The 15,311-nt window shown below is 45.1% G+C and carries 11 protein-coding genes; 5 read left to right on the forward strand and 6 right to left on the reverse strand.

Annotated features, from left to right (window positions below; translation table 11 throughout):
• Nucleotides 1-347 precede the first annotated feature (347 nt).
• The 3 genes from BLV54_RS01895 to polA form a co-directional block, all read right to left on the reverse strand.
• Nucleotides 348-689: a hypothetical protein gene (locus tag BLV54_RS01895; protein WP_090566962.1), complete on the reverse strand. Its 342-nt coding sequence runs from the start codon at nucleotides 687-689 to the stop codon at nucleotides 348-350.
• The gene (gene pepP, locus BLV54_RS01900) at nucleotides 686-1,993 is read right to left on the reverse strand and encodes a Xaa-Pro aminopeptidase (protein ID WP_090566965.1); all 1,308 of its coding nucleotides are present in this window, start codon (nucleotides 1,991-1,993) and stop codon (nucleotides 686-688) included. The genes BLV54_RS01895 and pepP overlap by 4 nt, the downstream gene beginning before the upstream one ends.
• Nucleotides 1,994-2,056: 63 nt before the next feature.
• Entirely contained in the window at nucleotides 2,057-4,798 is a 2,742-nt protein-coding gene (gene polA / locus BLV54_RS01905; protein WP_090566968.1) for a DNA polymerase I, read from the reverse strand.
• A gap of 16 nt (nucleotides 4,799-4,814) precedes the next feature.
• Between polA and BLV54_RS01910 the strand changes: the two genes are divergently transcribed.
• From BLV54_RS01910 to BLV54_RS01925, 4 genes are all read left to right on the forward strand, one after another.
• Entirely contained in the window at nucleotides 4,815-5,534 is a 720-nt protein-coding gene (locus BLV54_RS01910; RefSeq protein ID WP_090566970.1) for an LOG family protein, read from the forward strand.
• A gap of 52 nt (nucleotides 5,535-5,586) precedes the next feature.
• A complete protein-coding gene (locus tag BLV54_RS01915) occupies nucleotides 5,587-5,961 on the forward strand; it encodes a DUF2782 domain-containing protein (RefSeq protein WP_090566975.1) in 375 nt (124 codons plus the stop codon).
• A gap of 83 nt (nucleotides 5,962-6,044) precedes the next feature.
• Entirely contained in the window at nucleotides 6,045-6,998 is a 954-nt protein-coding gene (locus BLV54_RS01920) for a homoserine kinase (protein ID WP_090566978.1), read from the forward strand.
• Between the two features lie 302 nt (nucleotides 6,999-7,300).
• Nucleotides 7,301-8,080 carry a BPSS1780 family membrane protein gene (locus BLV54_RS01925; protein WP_176969640.1) on the forward strand — a complete coding sequence of 260 codons (780 nt, stop codon included), beginning with the start codon at nucleotides 7,301-7,303 and terminating at the stop codon, nucleotides 8,078-8,080.
• Between the two features lie 18 nt (nucleotides 8,081-8,098).
• Here BLV54_RS01925 and BLV54_RS01930 read toward each other — a convergent pair whose 3' ends face one another.
• The 3 genes from BLV54_RS01930 to BLV54_RS01940 form a co-directional block, all read right to left on the reverse strand.
• A complete protein-coding gene (locus tag BLV54_RS01930; RefSeq protein ID WP_090566981.1) occupies nucleotides 8,099-10,348 on the reverse strand; it encodes a UvrD-helicase domain-containing protein in 2,250 nt (749 codons plus the stop codon).
• 95 nt (nucleotides 10,349-10,443) lie between these two features.
• Nucleotides 10,444-11,313: a phosphoribulokinase gene (locus tag BLV54_RS01935; RefSeq protein ID WP_090566984.1), complete on the reverse strand. Its 870-nt coding sequence runs from the start codon at nucleotides 11,311-11,313 to the stop codon at nucleotides 10,444-10,446.
• Nucleotides 11,314-11,757: 444 nt separating this feature from the next.
• Nucleotides 11,758-12,555: a M48 family metallopeptidase gene (locus BLV54_RS01940; RefSeq protein ID WP_256329040.1), complete on the reverse strand. Its 798-nt coding sequence runs from the start codon at nucleotides 12,553-12,555 to the stop codon at nucleotides 11,758-11,760.
• Between the two features lie 117 nt (nucleotides 12,556-12,672).
• On the opposite strand from BLV54_RS01940, the gene leuS reads away from it, so the two are divergent.
• Nucleotides 12,673-15,273: a leucine--tRNA ligase gene (gene leuS, locus BLV54_RS01945; protein WP_090566987.1), complete on the forward strand. Its 2,601-nt coding sequence runs from the start codon at nucleotides 12,673-12,675 to the stop codon at nucleotides 15,271-15,273.
• Nucleotides 15,274-15,311 lie beyond the last annotated feature (38 nt).

The raw sequence follows: 15,311 nt of genomic DNA on the forward strand, positions 1-15,311 counted from the left end.
CCCCGGCCTTGCCGGGGGGTTGCTTTAGTAAAGCGCAGACAGGATAAGCAGTATGACGAGAAGAAATCGACAAAGCTTGTTTTAAGCTATATTCCTATATCCCTCAGTTGGGCAGAATGAAGTGTGTGGTTTTGCGAGTGCAGGGCAAGGCGCAATGACACGGAATGATCGTTCCATTCCAAAGAGTTGCAACCGCAGTCATGGGCTTGCAAAATCGCGCAATCCTTACCAAAGCGGAAACACTCAGAAGGTAAAAATGAAATTTATAGGAAAGGTTATTATATTCGTTAATGCTACGTCAGAGCGAGCGATGATCTGGGGAATCCAGGTTTAATTTACAATCAAAATTACTTGTGCTCAGACTTGTTAGTCCTGGTTTCAATAATCTCAGCATCTTCGATTACAATGGACTTCTCTTCTCCCTCAAACTTTCCAGTTTTTTGTAGTTTGCGCCGCAGCCACCAGAATCTTATTCCTATAGCCGCAGCCACTACCACAATTAAAGCAAAAAAAATCGAAAAAAAGACCATCCCCAGCAACATCGCACCAATAAATAAAGGAAGAAGTGCTAAGAAAAATAACCAGCGTTGCCAAGGTGAACCACCGGGGACAGATCCGTTCTGCGATGACTCTGAATGCTTATAATCAATTGTCCTACTGATGATTATTTTTCTGCGATTATCGTTCATTGTGTTAGCTCCTCTATTTCTGCCACCGTTTTAGGTACATCGATAGTCAGCACTTCATGACCAGCAGTTGTCACTGCCACATCATCTTCGATACGTACCCCAATATTCCAGAAATGCTGCGGAATATTATCTGCTGGACGAATGTAACACCCTGGCTCCACTGTCAAAGTCATTCCCGGGGATAAACAGCGCCATTGACCATTTTGTTTATATTCCCCCGCATCATGAACATCCAGTCCCAACCAATGCCCCGTACGGTGCATGTAAAAACGTTTGTAATCTTCTGATTGAATCACGTCATCCACGCTACCTTGGCAAAGCCCCAGATCAATAAATCCCTGGACCAGCACCTGTAAAGCAGCTTGATGGGGCATATCCCAGGTATTCCCTGGCTGGACTGCCGCGATTGCTGCCATTTGAGCAAAGAGCACGAGCTGATAAATATCTTTTTGTACCGAAGTAAACTTTCTATCTACCGGGAATGTACGGGTGATATCGGCTGCATAACCATTAAATTCACAACCAGCATCGATAAGCAGCAAATCACCAGACTGTAACTGCGCATTATTTTCGATGTAATGTAACACACACGCATTGGCGCCCCCTGCCACGATAGGCGTATAAGCCGGCGCTTGTGAGCCCAACCGGCGGAACTCATGCAATAGCTCGGCTTCGATTTCATATTCATACATGCCAGGTTTAGTCTTCTGCATCGCACGACAATGTGCTCCCGCAGAAATTTTTGCCGCATGGCGCATGAGTGAGAGCTCTTCCTCACTTTTGAACAAGCGCATTTCATCCAAAATGTGACGAATATCACGTATTTCGTGGGGTGCTGAGACGCCGCTACGTACCCGTTCTCTTACCTGATTAACCCAGCTGATGAGGCGCGTATCCCATGTTGTGTCTTGCCCTAACATGGAATAGATAGTGGGTTGATTCTCAAGTAGTTTGGGTATCCATTCATCCAATTTGGCTATGGGATAAGCTGCGTCAAAGCCAAATGCTTCACGTGCAGCATCGGGTCCATAGCGGAAACCATCCCAGATTTCACTTTCCTTATCTTTTTCCCGACAGAATAGTATTTGTTCAGCATTTCTCTGACCATTCTCGCAAATAATGACCAAGACTGCTTCAGGTTCATGGAAACCCGTTAGATAATAAAAATAGCTATCGAAGCGATAGGGATAAAGAGCATCCCGATTTCTGAGTCTTACAGGAGACGTTGCAATGATGGCAGCGCCTTTCTGCATTTGTGACAATAAGTGTAAACGCCGATCGCTAAAAGTTTTGATTTGATTCATAGTGGCTTGATTTTTACAGGAATCCTCAGGGAAAGCAATGCAAAATGGCTTTTTTCACAAAGACTAATGCGCCTGTTCCCAATTATTACCCACACCCACTTCGACTCGAAGGGGCACATTAAGTTTGCTGACATTTTCCATTAAATCTGGCAATACATGTTTTACAATATCGACTTCTTCATTAGGTACTTCCAAGACTAATTCATCGTGAACCTGCATGATGAGCTTGCTGTGCATTTTTTCCTTTATCAGCCATTCATGCACAGCAATCATTGCAAGCTTAATGATATCTGCTGCAGTGCCTTGCATGGGTGCATTGATAGCGGCACGCTCCGCTGCCAGTTTACGATTGTGATTGGCGCTGTTGATTTCCGGCAGCCATAATCGACGACCAAATACAGTCTCGACATATCCTTTCTCCCTGGCCTGCAATCGGATTCTCTGCATATATTCAGCGACCCCGGGATAACGTGCGAAATAGCGATCGATATAAATACGCGCGGCACTACGCTCAATTCCTAATTGGGTTGCCAGACCATAATCAGACATACCATAAATGAGTCCAAAATTGATTACTTTGGCATAGCGACGCTGTTCCTGATCAACCTGACCCTGCGATATGCCAAACACTTCCGCTGCAGTGGCACGGTGAATATCCTCATCGGCAGCAAATGCTTTAAGCAACCCATTATCCTGAGAGATATGCGCCATGATGCGCAATTCAATCTGAGAATAATCCGCCGAAATAATACGACTACCAGGGGGTGCTATGAATGCTTCCCGAATACGTCGACCTTCCTGCCTGCGGACCGGTATATTTTGTAAATTTGGGTCATTGCTAGCCAACCTGCCGGTTACGGCAACCGCCTGCGCATAAGTGGTATGTACCCGATGGGTATTGTTATCCACCATTAAAGGTAATTTATCCGTGTAAGTCGACTTAAGTTTGGCCAGGCCACGATATTCAAGCAGAATCTTAGGTAGCGGATAATCGAGCGCGAGTTGCTGTAAAACGTCTTCATCGGTCGATGGTGAGCCTTTGGGTGTTTTCTTGATAACCGGTAATTTAAGCTGGTTAAATAAAATTTCCTGGATTTGTTTGGTCGAATTCAAATTAAATGCTTGCCCGGCAATCAAACAAGCCTGCTGTTCCAGCGCCAGTAATTGCTTTTCCAGCTCACGGCTTAGCGCCTGGAGAAGGTCCACATCCAGCAACACCCCATTACGCTCGATCTGAAATAACACATTGAGTAACGGCATCTCGATATGGCGATAAATATAGTCGAGTTGTGTTTGACATGCCATCTTCGGGTATAAGTATTGATGCAATTGCAGCGTAATATCAGCATCTTCTGCTGCATAGCGCGTCGCCTCATCAAGCATGACCTGATCAAATCCAATCCGACTGACACCTTTACCCGTTACTTCATCATAGGTAATCGTTTTTACACCTAAATGGCGCAATGCCATGCTATCCATATTGTGCGGATGATGGGATTCCAGCACATACGATTGCAGCAAGGTATCATGCGCAATACCATTCAGACTGATGCCACGATTAGCAAAAACATGTTTGTCGTATTTCAGATTCTGCCCAACTTTCAATTTTGCTGGATTCTCAAGCCAGGATTTCATTTTGCTCAACACAAAATTGATATTTAATTGTTGTGGCGCACCAGGAAAACAGTGAGTAAGTGGCAAATAAGCTGCTTGACCCGGTTCAATACATAACGAAATTCCTACCAATTGCGCCTGCAGTGGATTCAAACCAGTCGTTTCAGTATCGAGCGAAACCAATGGTGCTGTATCGCAATGCGCAAGCCATTTGTTCAACTGATCTTCCGTAAGAATAGTTTCATAAGCAACTGATGTGATTTCACTGGATATGGATGCTGCTGCACTGATTTGCTCTTGCTGTGCAGCAGCTAGTGGATCTGACTGAGCAGAGCCAGATTGCTTATTCTGCTGCAGCTCACGTAACCAGGTTTTAAAGTCCAGGCGTTCAAAGAGTGTTACCAGCTTTTGAGTATTCTGCGGTCTAACCACCAGATCTTCCCAATCAGTTGAAAGATTCACATCACACTTAATCGTCAGTAATGTGCGTGATATCTCTAACCAAGGCATTGCTTTGCGCAGATTTTCTCCGACGACCCCACCTATTTCACTGGCATGCGCGATGATATTATCCAGGCTGCCGTACTGGGTCAGCCACTTCACTGCAGTTTTAGGTCCCACTTTCTCAACCCCTGGAATATTATCCGTGCTGTCACCTACCAGCCCCAGGTAATCGAGTATCTGCGCAGGCATTACGCCAAACTTCTTCAATACCCCCGCCTCATCCAGAATCTCATTGCTCATGGTATTAACGAGTTTGATACCAGAATTTACCAATTGGGCGATATCTTTATCACCCGTTGAAATAACGCATTGCATACCTGATTGCTCCGCTTTTTTAGCAAGAGTCCCGATCACATCATCTGCTTCAACTCCTTCAATTATCAGTAAAGGCCATCCCATTGCCTCGATACATTCGAGCAATGGCGCAATTTGTTCAGACAAATCTGCCGGCATGGAAGGACGATGCGCTTTGTATTGCGGATAAATATCATCACGAAAAGTTTTGCCTTTTGCATCAAACACGCACGCGCTATAATCTGCGTGGTAATCCTTGTGCAAGCGACGTAACATATTAAGTACACCGTAAATTGCGCCAGTTGGCTCATTTTGCCGGTTGCGTAAATCGGGTAGTGCATGAAAAGCACGATATAAATAAGATGAACCATCAACTAACAAAAGCGTTTTCATCTAGAAAAGAACCTCTATGAGCTTGGAAGAAAAACTAAGCGCTGTTATATCTCTTGAGAAACCTTTGCCGACAAAAGAGTCATGGCGCGTATTTGGAATCATGTCTGAGTTTGTCGAAGGCGCAGAGCGACTAGAATTTATTCAGCCAGCAGTCAGTATATTTGGGAGCGCACGAACTGAACCAAGTCACCCTTATTATAAATTAACTGAAGCCATTGCACGGCAATTGTCGGATGCAGGTTTCTCAGTCATTTCGGGTGGTGGCCCAGGCATCATGGAAGCAGCCAACAAAGGCGCCTTTTATGGCAAGGCTCCCAGCGTCGGCCTTAATATCCAGCTCCCTCATGAGCAACACCGCAATATTTATCAGGATGTCAGCCAAACATTCCGCCATTTTTTCGCCCGTAAGTATATGTTTGTCAGGTTTGCGACAGCCTATATCGTCATGCCTGGAGGATTTGGTACACTGGACGAACTGATGGAAGCTCTCACACTTGTCCAGACTGGCAAAACAAGAAAAATGCCTATTATTTTAGTGTGCTCGGATTTCTGGCGTGGTCTGCTTGATTGGTTTCAGCAAGTGCTCATCCACGAAGGTTATATCTTACCAGAAGATATGAATCTAATTCAGATCATTGATGAGCCCGCCGAGATTGTCAATGCCATCTTTCAATATTATGAAACCTCTGGCTTTGAACCCACAGCTGCCGAGAAGGAAATCCAGCTTAATTTGTAATAATTCACTTTGTTTGAGATAGAATGAACGCTACCATTCGCCGGAGATCAGCATGCAACCTATAAAGACTACTCTATTTTTGTGTGCTATTTGTTTTACGTTGCCTGTATCCGCACAATCTACCCGGAAACCAGCTGATCAACCACCACTTCCCGAGCTGCCTGATTTAGCGCCCCATAACGGACCAGAACTGCCTGATCTGGGGATCGATTCCTCCCTGGAACCGCAAGTAACAATTAAAGAAGGTAAAGAAGCGACTGTAGAGGAATATCGGGTCAATGGTCAGTTATATATGATCAAAGTCATTCCTCGCATTGGCAAACCATTCTACCTTTTAAATAAACGCAGTCCTGTGGGTGAGCCACATCGAGGTGATCTTGAAGGTTATGGTGTAAACGTTCCGATGTGGGAAATTTACAGATTTTAAAACTATAAACGTAATCGGCATGAGAAAATAATAGCCACGTAAGGCTTAAATCTATTTATTGACGCTTTTTCCATTGTTTACTCATGTCTGTCTTTACTCCGGTTACCAAGGAACAACTATCAATCTGGCTCCAAGATTATCCACTCGGTACATTGATCGATCTTCAAGGTATCTCATCTGGCATAGAAAATACCAATTATCTGGTTACAACGACGCTTGGCAAATACATTCTGACACTGTTTGAGAAACTAACTGCAGCAGAACTCCCCTTCTACCTTAATCTGATGGCTCACTTATCATATCAAGGTATTCCATGTCCCAATCCAATTGCTACGCGCGGGCAGAAACTGTTAGGTGAATTGAATGACAAACCGGCCAGTATCGTTACCTTTTTACCTGGTAAATCAGTGACACATCCTACTGTTGAACAATGTGCCGAGATTGGGGGAATGTTAGCCAGAATGCACTTAGCTGGCTTATCTTACCCCGTAAAGATGGCCAATCCACGTGGTTTAAAATGGTGGAACACGGCAGCAAAAGAAGTAATGCCGTTTCTTACGAAAGAGGAGCAAATATTACTTAGCGAAGAATTGCAATTTCAGGCATTACATCAAACAGAGGTTCTCCCGCAGGGAGTAATCCATGCTGATCTATTTCGCGACAATGTATTATTCATTAATACATCGATCGGTGGCATTATCGATTTCTATTTTGCGTGTAATGATGCATTTTTGTACGACCTTGCTATCACAATCAATGATTGGTGCATATCTGAAGATAGTGTATTAGACGAGATGCGCGCACATGCACTATTAACAGCATATCACCGCATACGACCTCTGATCAACGAAGAGCAGAAGGCATGGCCACAAATGCTGCGTGCCGGCGCATTACGTTTCTGGATATCGCGTTTATATGATTACTACTTGCCTCGAGAAGGAGAGCTCACTCATAAGAAAGATCCGACACATTTCAGAGAAGTTTTGAAATATCATCTGACTAATCATTCCAAATTGATGCGAATCTGGATTAACTAATCAACTAAAATAATTTACGTGCTATCTTGATCATTAACCCTAATTCCATTTCCAAATCAGGCATGACGCAAGAGCGAGCCGCAGACAGTATAAATAATACGGCAAGATGAAGCTGACAAAGTCAGGTTTGATTTGGAAATGGAATAACCAGAAAGGAAATGTGAATAAATGGAAATTCTTCTCCCAGGCATAATTTATTAAAATCATCCGTTGTAATTCACATATTTCCAGAAAATAGTGAATATTTCTAGCAAGTTATCAAATTTTCAGATCAATTAACAAAATTTATTGGAGAGAACAAATTGATAGAAGCTCGACAGGTTCGTGGTAGAGAAGGGTTGCAGTGGATACTGAGTGGTTTTTATTTGTTTCGCTTATCCCCATTTGTCTGGATATTGCTGTGTTTCACACTCATATTAATCGCCGCTACACTGGAGCTTCTGCCATTGCTCGGAAAATTTATTTTCACGCTCCTTTCTCCAGTTTTTATGGCTGGAATCATGGTAGGCTGCAAAAGTTTGGAACAGGGTGATCAATTAGAGCTTGGTCATTTATTTCTCGGTTTCAAAAAAAATACAGTACCGCTGATTACGATAGGAGGATTTTATCTGATTGGTCAAGTTCTGATAATCGGTGTGTTCATGATGATAGGAGGAAACGCACTGGTCGACATGCTGCTCTATGGAAAAAGATTTGGTGAGCATGAACTGATGGGCGTGATGGATAATATTCTGTCTGCATCAATCGTTGGATTGCTGCTGACGGTTCCACTTATGATGGCAATTTGGTTTGCTCCTTTACTGGTCATGTTCGAGAATATGCCACCTTTTATTGCCATACGAAAAAGCTTTTTTGCCTGTTTGAAAAATGTTATTCCCTTTCAGATCTATGCCATTGTGCTCATCATACTGGGTGTGCTTGCCATTATGCCTTATGGATTAGGGCTCTTTATTTATATTCCTACTGTATTTGCCTCCATCTACGTCAGTTATCAGGATATTTTTCACCCTGAATCCACAGTTATCGACAAAGAAGCTATAGAGAAAAAGGAAAAGGAAGAAGGTACAGAAGGTAACTCATAAACCTGCAAATGATCTTCATTACAAAGGTGTCAGTTTGGCATATTCCAGCAGGAGCCATTTGGTTCCTGCACGATTGAATTGAACCTGAACTCGCATGTCAGAGCCTTGACCCTCATAGTTTATAATTACCCCAGTTCCAAACTTTGCATGCGAAACATTCTGTCCTATACGCCAACCAGATGACTGTTTAGATGACTGTTCTGCTGAATCCGAAGCCAATCTTTCCGGCTTCACACCTCTGGCAACCGGCTGCCCCCATGAATTTCTGCTGAGGGGAAATCCTCCCTGCTCATTAACAAATTGAAAAGACTCGTTGTTAGCCTTGGATAGTGGCTGTAGCCATTTCAGCAAATGATCTGGTAATTCAGTTATAAATCGCGAAGCAACGTTGTAATGCGTCTGACCATGCAGCATCCGGCTTTGCGAAAAGCTCAGATATAATCGCCGCCGTGCACGTGTCATCGCCACATACATCAAACGTCGCTCTTCTTCCAGACCATTCACTTCATTGCGGCTATTCTCGTGTGGAAACAGCCCTTCTTCCAGTCCGCTCAGAAACACAGTATGGAATTCCAGCCCCTTGGCTGCATGAACAGTCATAAGTTGCAGGGCATCCTGATGATGATCTGCCTGATGCTCACCTCCTTCGAGTGAGGCATGGGAAAGAAATGCTATCAAACTGTCATCTTCAGCTTCGTGCACAAAGCTAGTCGCTGCATTGATTAATTCATTCAGATTTTCCAGTCGCTCTGCGCCATCACGCTCCAAACCGTAATAACTCAATAATCCACTATGGGCCAGTATGTAACGGATGATCTCGGGTAACGGCAAATTGACACAAGCACGCTGCATCGTCATGATCAAGGTAACAAAGCTTGGAAGTCCTTTTTTTACCTTGCTTTCATCAGAAATAGCAGCTGTCTCATTGCCACACTTTTTGTGGGCTGCAGCCCATAAGCTCGATTGGTGTAATTTTGCCTCATCCTGCAATTGCTCCAGGCTACGCGCACCAATGCCACGGGGTGGGAAATTGATCACCCGTAACAACGCATGATCATCATCAGGATGCGCAATCAATCGCAAATAAGCAAGTGCATGCTTGATCTCCTGCCGTTCAAAAAAGCGCATGCCACCATAGACTCGATAAGATAATGAAGCATTGAACAGACTATGTTCCAATACACGTGACTGGGCATTGGATCGATATAGTAAAGCGATATCGGAAAGCGCAACGCCCTCTGAATGAAGCGCTTTGATCTCATCAGCGATAAAGGCAGCTTCATCAAAATCTGTCACAGCGTTATACACACGCACGGGCTCACCACACCCTTCAGAAGTCCACAGGTTCTTGCCAAGACGCCCGCGATTGTGTTCTATCAAGGCATTTGCTGCTTCCAGAATATTACCGTGGGAACGGTAGTTTTGCTCCAGTTTGATAATTTTCTGAATAGCAAAATCACGCTCCAAATCCTGCATATTCCCCGTATGAGCACCCCGGAATGCATAGATGCTTTGATCATCATCCCCTACTGCAAATACGACAGCAGATTTCGGTGAATCCACACCTGCCAGTAATTTGAGCCATCGGTATTGCAATCGATTGGTATCCTGAAATTCATCTACCAGAATATGGCTGAAGCGATCCCAATAATGATTACGCAGAATCTCGTTATGAGTCAGTAATTCGTAGCACCGTAATAGGAGTTCGGCAAAATCAACGATACCTTCCCGCATACACAATGTTTCATACACGTGGTAAAACTCGAGCATCTTGCGAGTGAAACTGTCGTGCGCTTCAACCTGAGACGCACGCAACCCCTCTTCTTTTGCATGATTGATAAACCATTGGATCTGCCGAGGTGGAAATGCTTTCTCATCCACTGCAAGATCCTTCAGCAATCGCTTGATAACCGCTTGCTGATCGCCTATATCGAGAATTTGAAATGTCTTTGGTAATCCAGCATCCTGATAATGTGCGCGCAACATACGGTGGCACAAGCCATGAAAGGTTCCGACCCACATTCCGCGCGTATTGATAGGCAGCATAGCAGCAATACGCACCATCATTTCCCTGGCTGCTTTATTAGTAAACGTGACAGCGAGAATACCGTTTGGACTAACCTGACCTGAATGGATCAGGTAGGCGATACGGGTTGTCAGCACACGTGTTTTGCCACTTCCTGCGCCGGCCAGTATCAGTGCCGATTGATGCGGTAATGTGACAGCTTTGTGTTGCTCTGGATTCAATCCAGAAAGTAAGGAAATCATAACTCAGAAAACACAGCGTTGCAGTCTACCCTGCCTGAGGGTACATGATAAATTATCATAAAACTCACCACCTTCCCCAGGCAGGATTTGAGGAATTATTGTTTACTTTTTGCAGCCAAATCCAGAATCAAGGGTGTCAAAATCAATTCAATTGCCAAGCCCATTTTGCCGCCTGGTACGACCATGGTATTGGGGCGTGACATGAATGAATCATGAATCATGTTTAGCAAGAACGGAAAATCCACATTCTTGTAATCACGGAAACGGATGACCACCATACTTTCATCCAACGACGGAATCTCACGCGCAATAAAAGGATTGGAGGTATCGACTGTTGGAACACGCTGGAAATTGATATGTGTGCGTGAGAACTGCGGAGTAATGTAGTGTACATAGTCATGCATACGACGCAAAATGGTCTGCGTTACGGCTTCTGCCGAATAGCCACGCGCGCTGGTGTCACGGTGGATTTTCTGTATCCATTCGAGATTGACGATAGGTACGACACCCACGAGGAGATCCACATATTTTGATACATCCGCGGTATCGCTTGTTACACCCCCATGCAAGCCCTCATAAAACAAAAGATCGGTGCCGGGTCCAATTGATTTCCAAGGAGTAAAGGTACCAGGCTTTTGATTGTAAGGAGCAGCTTCTTCTTCATTATGAAGGTACAAGCGGGTCATACCCGAGCCAGTTTCACCATATTCTTTGAATAAGGCTTCCAGTTTCTCAAATTCATTCGCTTCTGGCCCAAAATGGCTGATAGCACGCCCGCCGCTTTTCTCTGAGTCTGCAACTGCGTTTTTCATGGCTTCGCGGTCGTAGCGGTGGAAACTATCCCCTTCCACGACAGTGACATTCAGTTTTTCCCGACGAAAGATATGCTCAAAACTATTCTTAACCGTGGATGTGCCAGCACCAGATGAACCGGTCACGGCAATAACGGGATGTTTTTGCGACATTTTACTACTATCTCCTTAAATATAAAAAAAATGCTAAATTTCCAGATAGATGATCTCCACGCCACAGAGTTTGCAAAAACTGTAGCGCGTGGCTGAGAACAAAATAGACAGAACGCAGCGACAAGAAAACGAGTTGACAAGTTTCGATAAAATAAATGCTGCGGATTTCGATAAAACGAAGTTTTAATGCAACTACGTTTTGACGTAATTACATCACGTATCAAAAGATAGGCGAAGTGTAAGTATCGCCCGACGCGGCTATCGAGACGTGCAGCTGATTTTTTCACAAGCTCTCAGGCATTAACCCTGTATGATACCTCCTTTCCACGTTATTTTGCAGATAATCATCTCAAAATATAAATTGGAAAGAATCTACCCCGGATATGCTTCCTCCCCAACACCCATACCAGTAAGATAGCTACAAGCTACCAACGTCTGGAATCATCACTTCATACAATGCGGATTCTTGCCTGCAGCCCTAGCTTGCTGCTGGAGCTGTTGCGCTTGCGGTAAGCGTGCTTGCAGATCCTCAATCCGCGTAGTATGGGAGGGATGCGTCGAAAGAAATTCGACAGGACGCGGACCTTGGCTTGCTTGCGCCATTTTTAACCATAATGTAATGCTTTCCGCGGGATTGAAGCCTGCTTTGGCCATGAGATCCAATCCGATCGTATCGGCTTCACTTTCATGCAATCTGCTAAAAGGCAAGATGATCCCATACTCTGCGCCGACCCCCAGTAAACCGATCGCAGTCTGGCCCATAGCTGTCTGCGGCGCTGCCACCGCTTGAACCAAGGCTATGCCAGCTTGGGCACCTAATTGTTGGGACAGGCGCTCATTGCTATGTCTGGCTAAAACATGACCGACTTCATGTCCGATGACCGCAGCCAATTGATCTTGATTATCAACCAGATTAATCAAACCAGTATATACGCCAATTTTTCTACCTGGTAGTGCAAATGCGTTGAGCGACGGATCCTCAAAAACAACAACTTCCCAATTTCCTCCCACTTCTTGTGCAATGGCGCTGGCTACACAATGCACAAACTGATCGTTCTTAACGTTGCGACTGATAGGTTTTTCATTTTTCAAATTCTGAAATGCCTGCAGTCCCATGCTATCCACCTCTGCATCTGGCATAAAAGCCAATTGTGTTCTGCCAGTTGGTGTTGTGGCGCATGCAGTCAGAAAAAAAACGAACAATAAAGCATAAAATGGTTTTAAGTATAATTCAGCCATCATTTCAAAACCCTCTCGATAGATATTCGTAAAAAGAGGCTATCATGAGCAGTTGAAGCATATCAAGCGCATTGTTCACGGTATAATCGTGATTTTGTTTACTGCCAGGAAATTCGTTACATGCAAGAAAAATATCATCCTCAGGAAATAGAACAAGACGCGCAACAATACTGGGAAAAAACCGCCGCATTCAATGTGACGGAAACCCCTGGCATGCCTAAATATTATTGTTTGTCGATGTTTCCCTATCCATCGGGTAAGCTGCACATGGGACATGTTCGAAATTACACAATAGGCGATGTATTGTCTCGCTATCGCCGTATGCAGGGATATAACGTATTACAACCAATGGGCTGGGATGCATTTGGATTACCTGCTGAGAACGCTGCCATGCAACATGGGGTCCCCCCAGCCAAATGGACATATGACAACATTGCATACATGCGTAAGCAATTGAAAAGCCTAGGATTTGGTATCGACTGGAATCGTGAAATTGCAACCTGTGATTCTCACTATTACCGATGGAATCAATGGCTATTCTTACGCATGCTGGAAAAAGGGATCGCTTATAAGAAAACTCAGGTGGTAAACTGGGATCCGATCGATCAGACGGTACTCGCTAATGAACAAGTCATCGACGGGCGCGGCTGGCGTACTGGTGCACTGGTAGAGAAGCGCGAGATACCGGGTTACTACCTGGCTATTACCCAATACGCCGATGAGCTGCTCAACGATCTGGACAAACTACCCGGCTGGCCTGAACGTGTAAAAACCATGCAGGCTAACTGGATTGGTAAAAGCTACGGCGTCGATATCATTTTTCCCGCTGATAAAACATCCGGCGCACCTCAGGATTTGAAAGTGTTTACCACGCGGGCAGATACTTTGATGGGGGCAACTTATGTCGCAGTTGCTGCTGAACATCCCCTTGCGCTCCATGCAGCAAAGAATAATGCGAAGCTCGCCGAATTCATTGAAGAATGCAAGCAAGGTGTCACCATGGAAGCAGAACTTGCCACCCAAGAGAAAAAAGGTATGGATACCGGGCTGTTCGTGCTTCATCCACTCACGGGAGAGCCTCTTCCGGTATGGATTGCCAATTACGTACTCATGAGTTACGGCGAAGGTGCTGTCATGGCCGTGCCAGCGCATGACGAGCGCGATTTCGAATTTGCCACCCAATATGCTTTGCCAATCAAGATGGTGATCGAACCCAAAGATGGTGAAATCGATTTAATGCTTACCCAGGCTTACGTTGAATATGGCATTACCATTAACTCAGGGGAATTTTCAGGACTGGAATCTCAAGCTGCAGTCGATGCGATTGCAACCGCTTTGGAACAAAAAGGGTTAGGAGAAAAACGCATGCGTTATCGCCTGCGCGATTGGGGTATCTCTCGCCAGCGCTACTGGGGCTGCCCGATTCCATTGATTCATTGTGATCATTGCGGCGTCGTTCCCGTCCCGGACGATCAGCTTCCCGTGATATTGCCGGAAGATATGGTGCCAGATGGATCGGGTAACCCGCTGGCAAAATCATCGTCATTTTATGAATGCGCTTGCCCTCGATGCGGTCAAGCCGCCCGCCGTGAAACCGACACCATGGACACATTCGTCGATTCATCCTGGTATTACATTCGTTATACCTGCCCGGATCAGGGTTCCGCCATGGCTGACGCGCGGGTAAATTATTGGTTACCGGTAGATCAGTATATCGGTGGAATAGAGCATGCCATTTTGCATCTGCTCTATTCGCGATTCTGGAGTAAAGTCATGCGTGATCTGGGATTGGTCTCCCTTGATGAACCTTTCACAAACCTGCTGACGCAGGGGATGGTGTTAAATGAAATCTTCTTCAGGAAAACGGCTACAGGTCGCATTAGCTATTTTAATCCATCGGAAATTGACATTCAGTTTGACGAACAAAGCAAACGATTTGGTGCTGTGCTGCGTGCTGATAATCAACCGGTTGAATCGGGTGGCATTGGTACCATGTCAAAATCGAAGAATAATGGGGTTGATCCACAGGAATTAGTGGAGTCATATGGTGCGGATACAGCACGATTGTTCATGATGTTTGCCAGCCCTCCCACCCAGACACTGGAATGGTCCGATACGGGTGTGGAAGGTGCCTTTCGTTTTCTGAGACGCCTGTGGAGATCGGTCTATAGCCACTTACAGCAAGGTGGTGTGCCTGATGGGCAGCTCCTTGCCGAAACACTGCCAGCCGAACTCAAATCGTTGCGTTGTCAGCTTCATCAGACGATAGCCAAAGTAACCGATGATCTCGATCGTCGCCACACTTTCAATACCGCAATTGCTGCTGTAATGGAATTGATGAACGAGCTGGCTAAACTCCAGGATACCGATTTAACTGCACGACAGCTCATGCAAGAAGCACTGGAAAACATTGTCTTGCTGCTGTCACCGATCGTCCCACACATTTGCCACGCACTTTGGCGTGAGCTTAAGCCAGGCACGGAATTGCTCGATCAGCCGTGGCCCAAAGTTGATCCTCTGGCGCTGGTGCAGGATGATATCGAGCTTGTCGTTCAGGTCAATGGTAAGTTACGTGCGCAAATACGTGTCGCCAAAGATGCGGATCGTGCAACAATCGAACGCACAGCATTGGATCATGCGCATATTCAGAAAACCATTACAGGACAGTCAGTGAAAAAAGTGATTGTTGTTCCAGGAAGATTGGTCAATATTGTCGTTTAGAGAACGAGGTAACACTTTGATGAACGAATAGACTCAAA

The organism is Nitrosomonas sp. Nm33 (genome assembly GCF_900107265.1).
In the GTDB taxonomy this organism is placed as follows: Bacteria; Pseudomonadota; Gammaproteobacteria; order Burkholderiales; family Nitrosomonadaceae; genus Nitrosomonas.

Excerpts from the sequence above, each read along its gene's own strand:
- BLV54_RS01895 (WP_090566962.1), bottom strand. The coding sequence starts at position 689 with ATGAACGATAATCGCAGAAAAATAATCATCAGTAGGACAATTGATTAT.
- pepP (WP_090566965.1), bottom strand. The coding sequence starts at position 1,993 with ATGAATCAAATCAAAACTTTTAGCGATCGGCGTTTACACTTATTGTCA.
- polA (WP_090566968.1), bottom strand. The coding sequence starts at position 4,798 with ATGAAAACGCTTTTGTTAGTTGATGGTTCATCTTATTTATATCGTGCT.
- BLV54_RS01910 (WP_090566970.1), top strand. The coding sequence starts at position 4,815 with ATGAGCTTGGAAGAAAAACTAAGCGCTGTTATATCTCTTGAGAAACCT.
- BLV54_RS01915 (WP_090566975.1), top strand. The coding sequence starts at position 5,587 with ATGCAACCTATAAAGACTACTCTATTTTTGTGTGCTATTTGTTTTACG.
- BLV54_RS01920 (WP_090566978.1), top strand. The coding sequence starts at position 6,045 with ATGTCTGTCTTTACTCCGGTTACCAAGGAACAACTATCAATCTGGCTC.
- BLV54_RS01930 (WP_090566981.1), bottom strand. The coding sequence starts at position 10,348 with ATGATTTCCTTACTTTCTGGATTGAATCCAGAGCAACACAAAGCTGTC.
- BLV54_RS01935 (WP_090566984.1), bottom strand. The coding sequence starts at position 11,313 with ATGTCGCAAAAACATCCCGTTATTGCCGTGACCGGTTCATCTGGTGCT.
- BLV54_RS01940 (WP_256329040.1), bottom strand. The coding sequence starts at position 12,555 with ATGATGGCTGAATTATACTTAAAACCATTTTATGCTTTATTGTTCGTT.
- leuS (WP_090566987.1), top strand. The coding sequence starts at position 12,673 with ATGCAAGAAAAATATCATCCTCAGGAAATAGAACAAGACGCGCAACAA.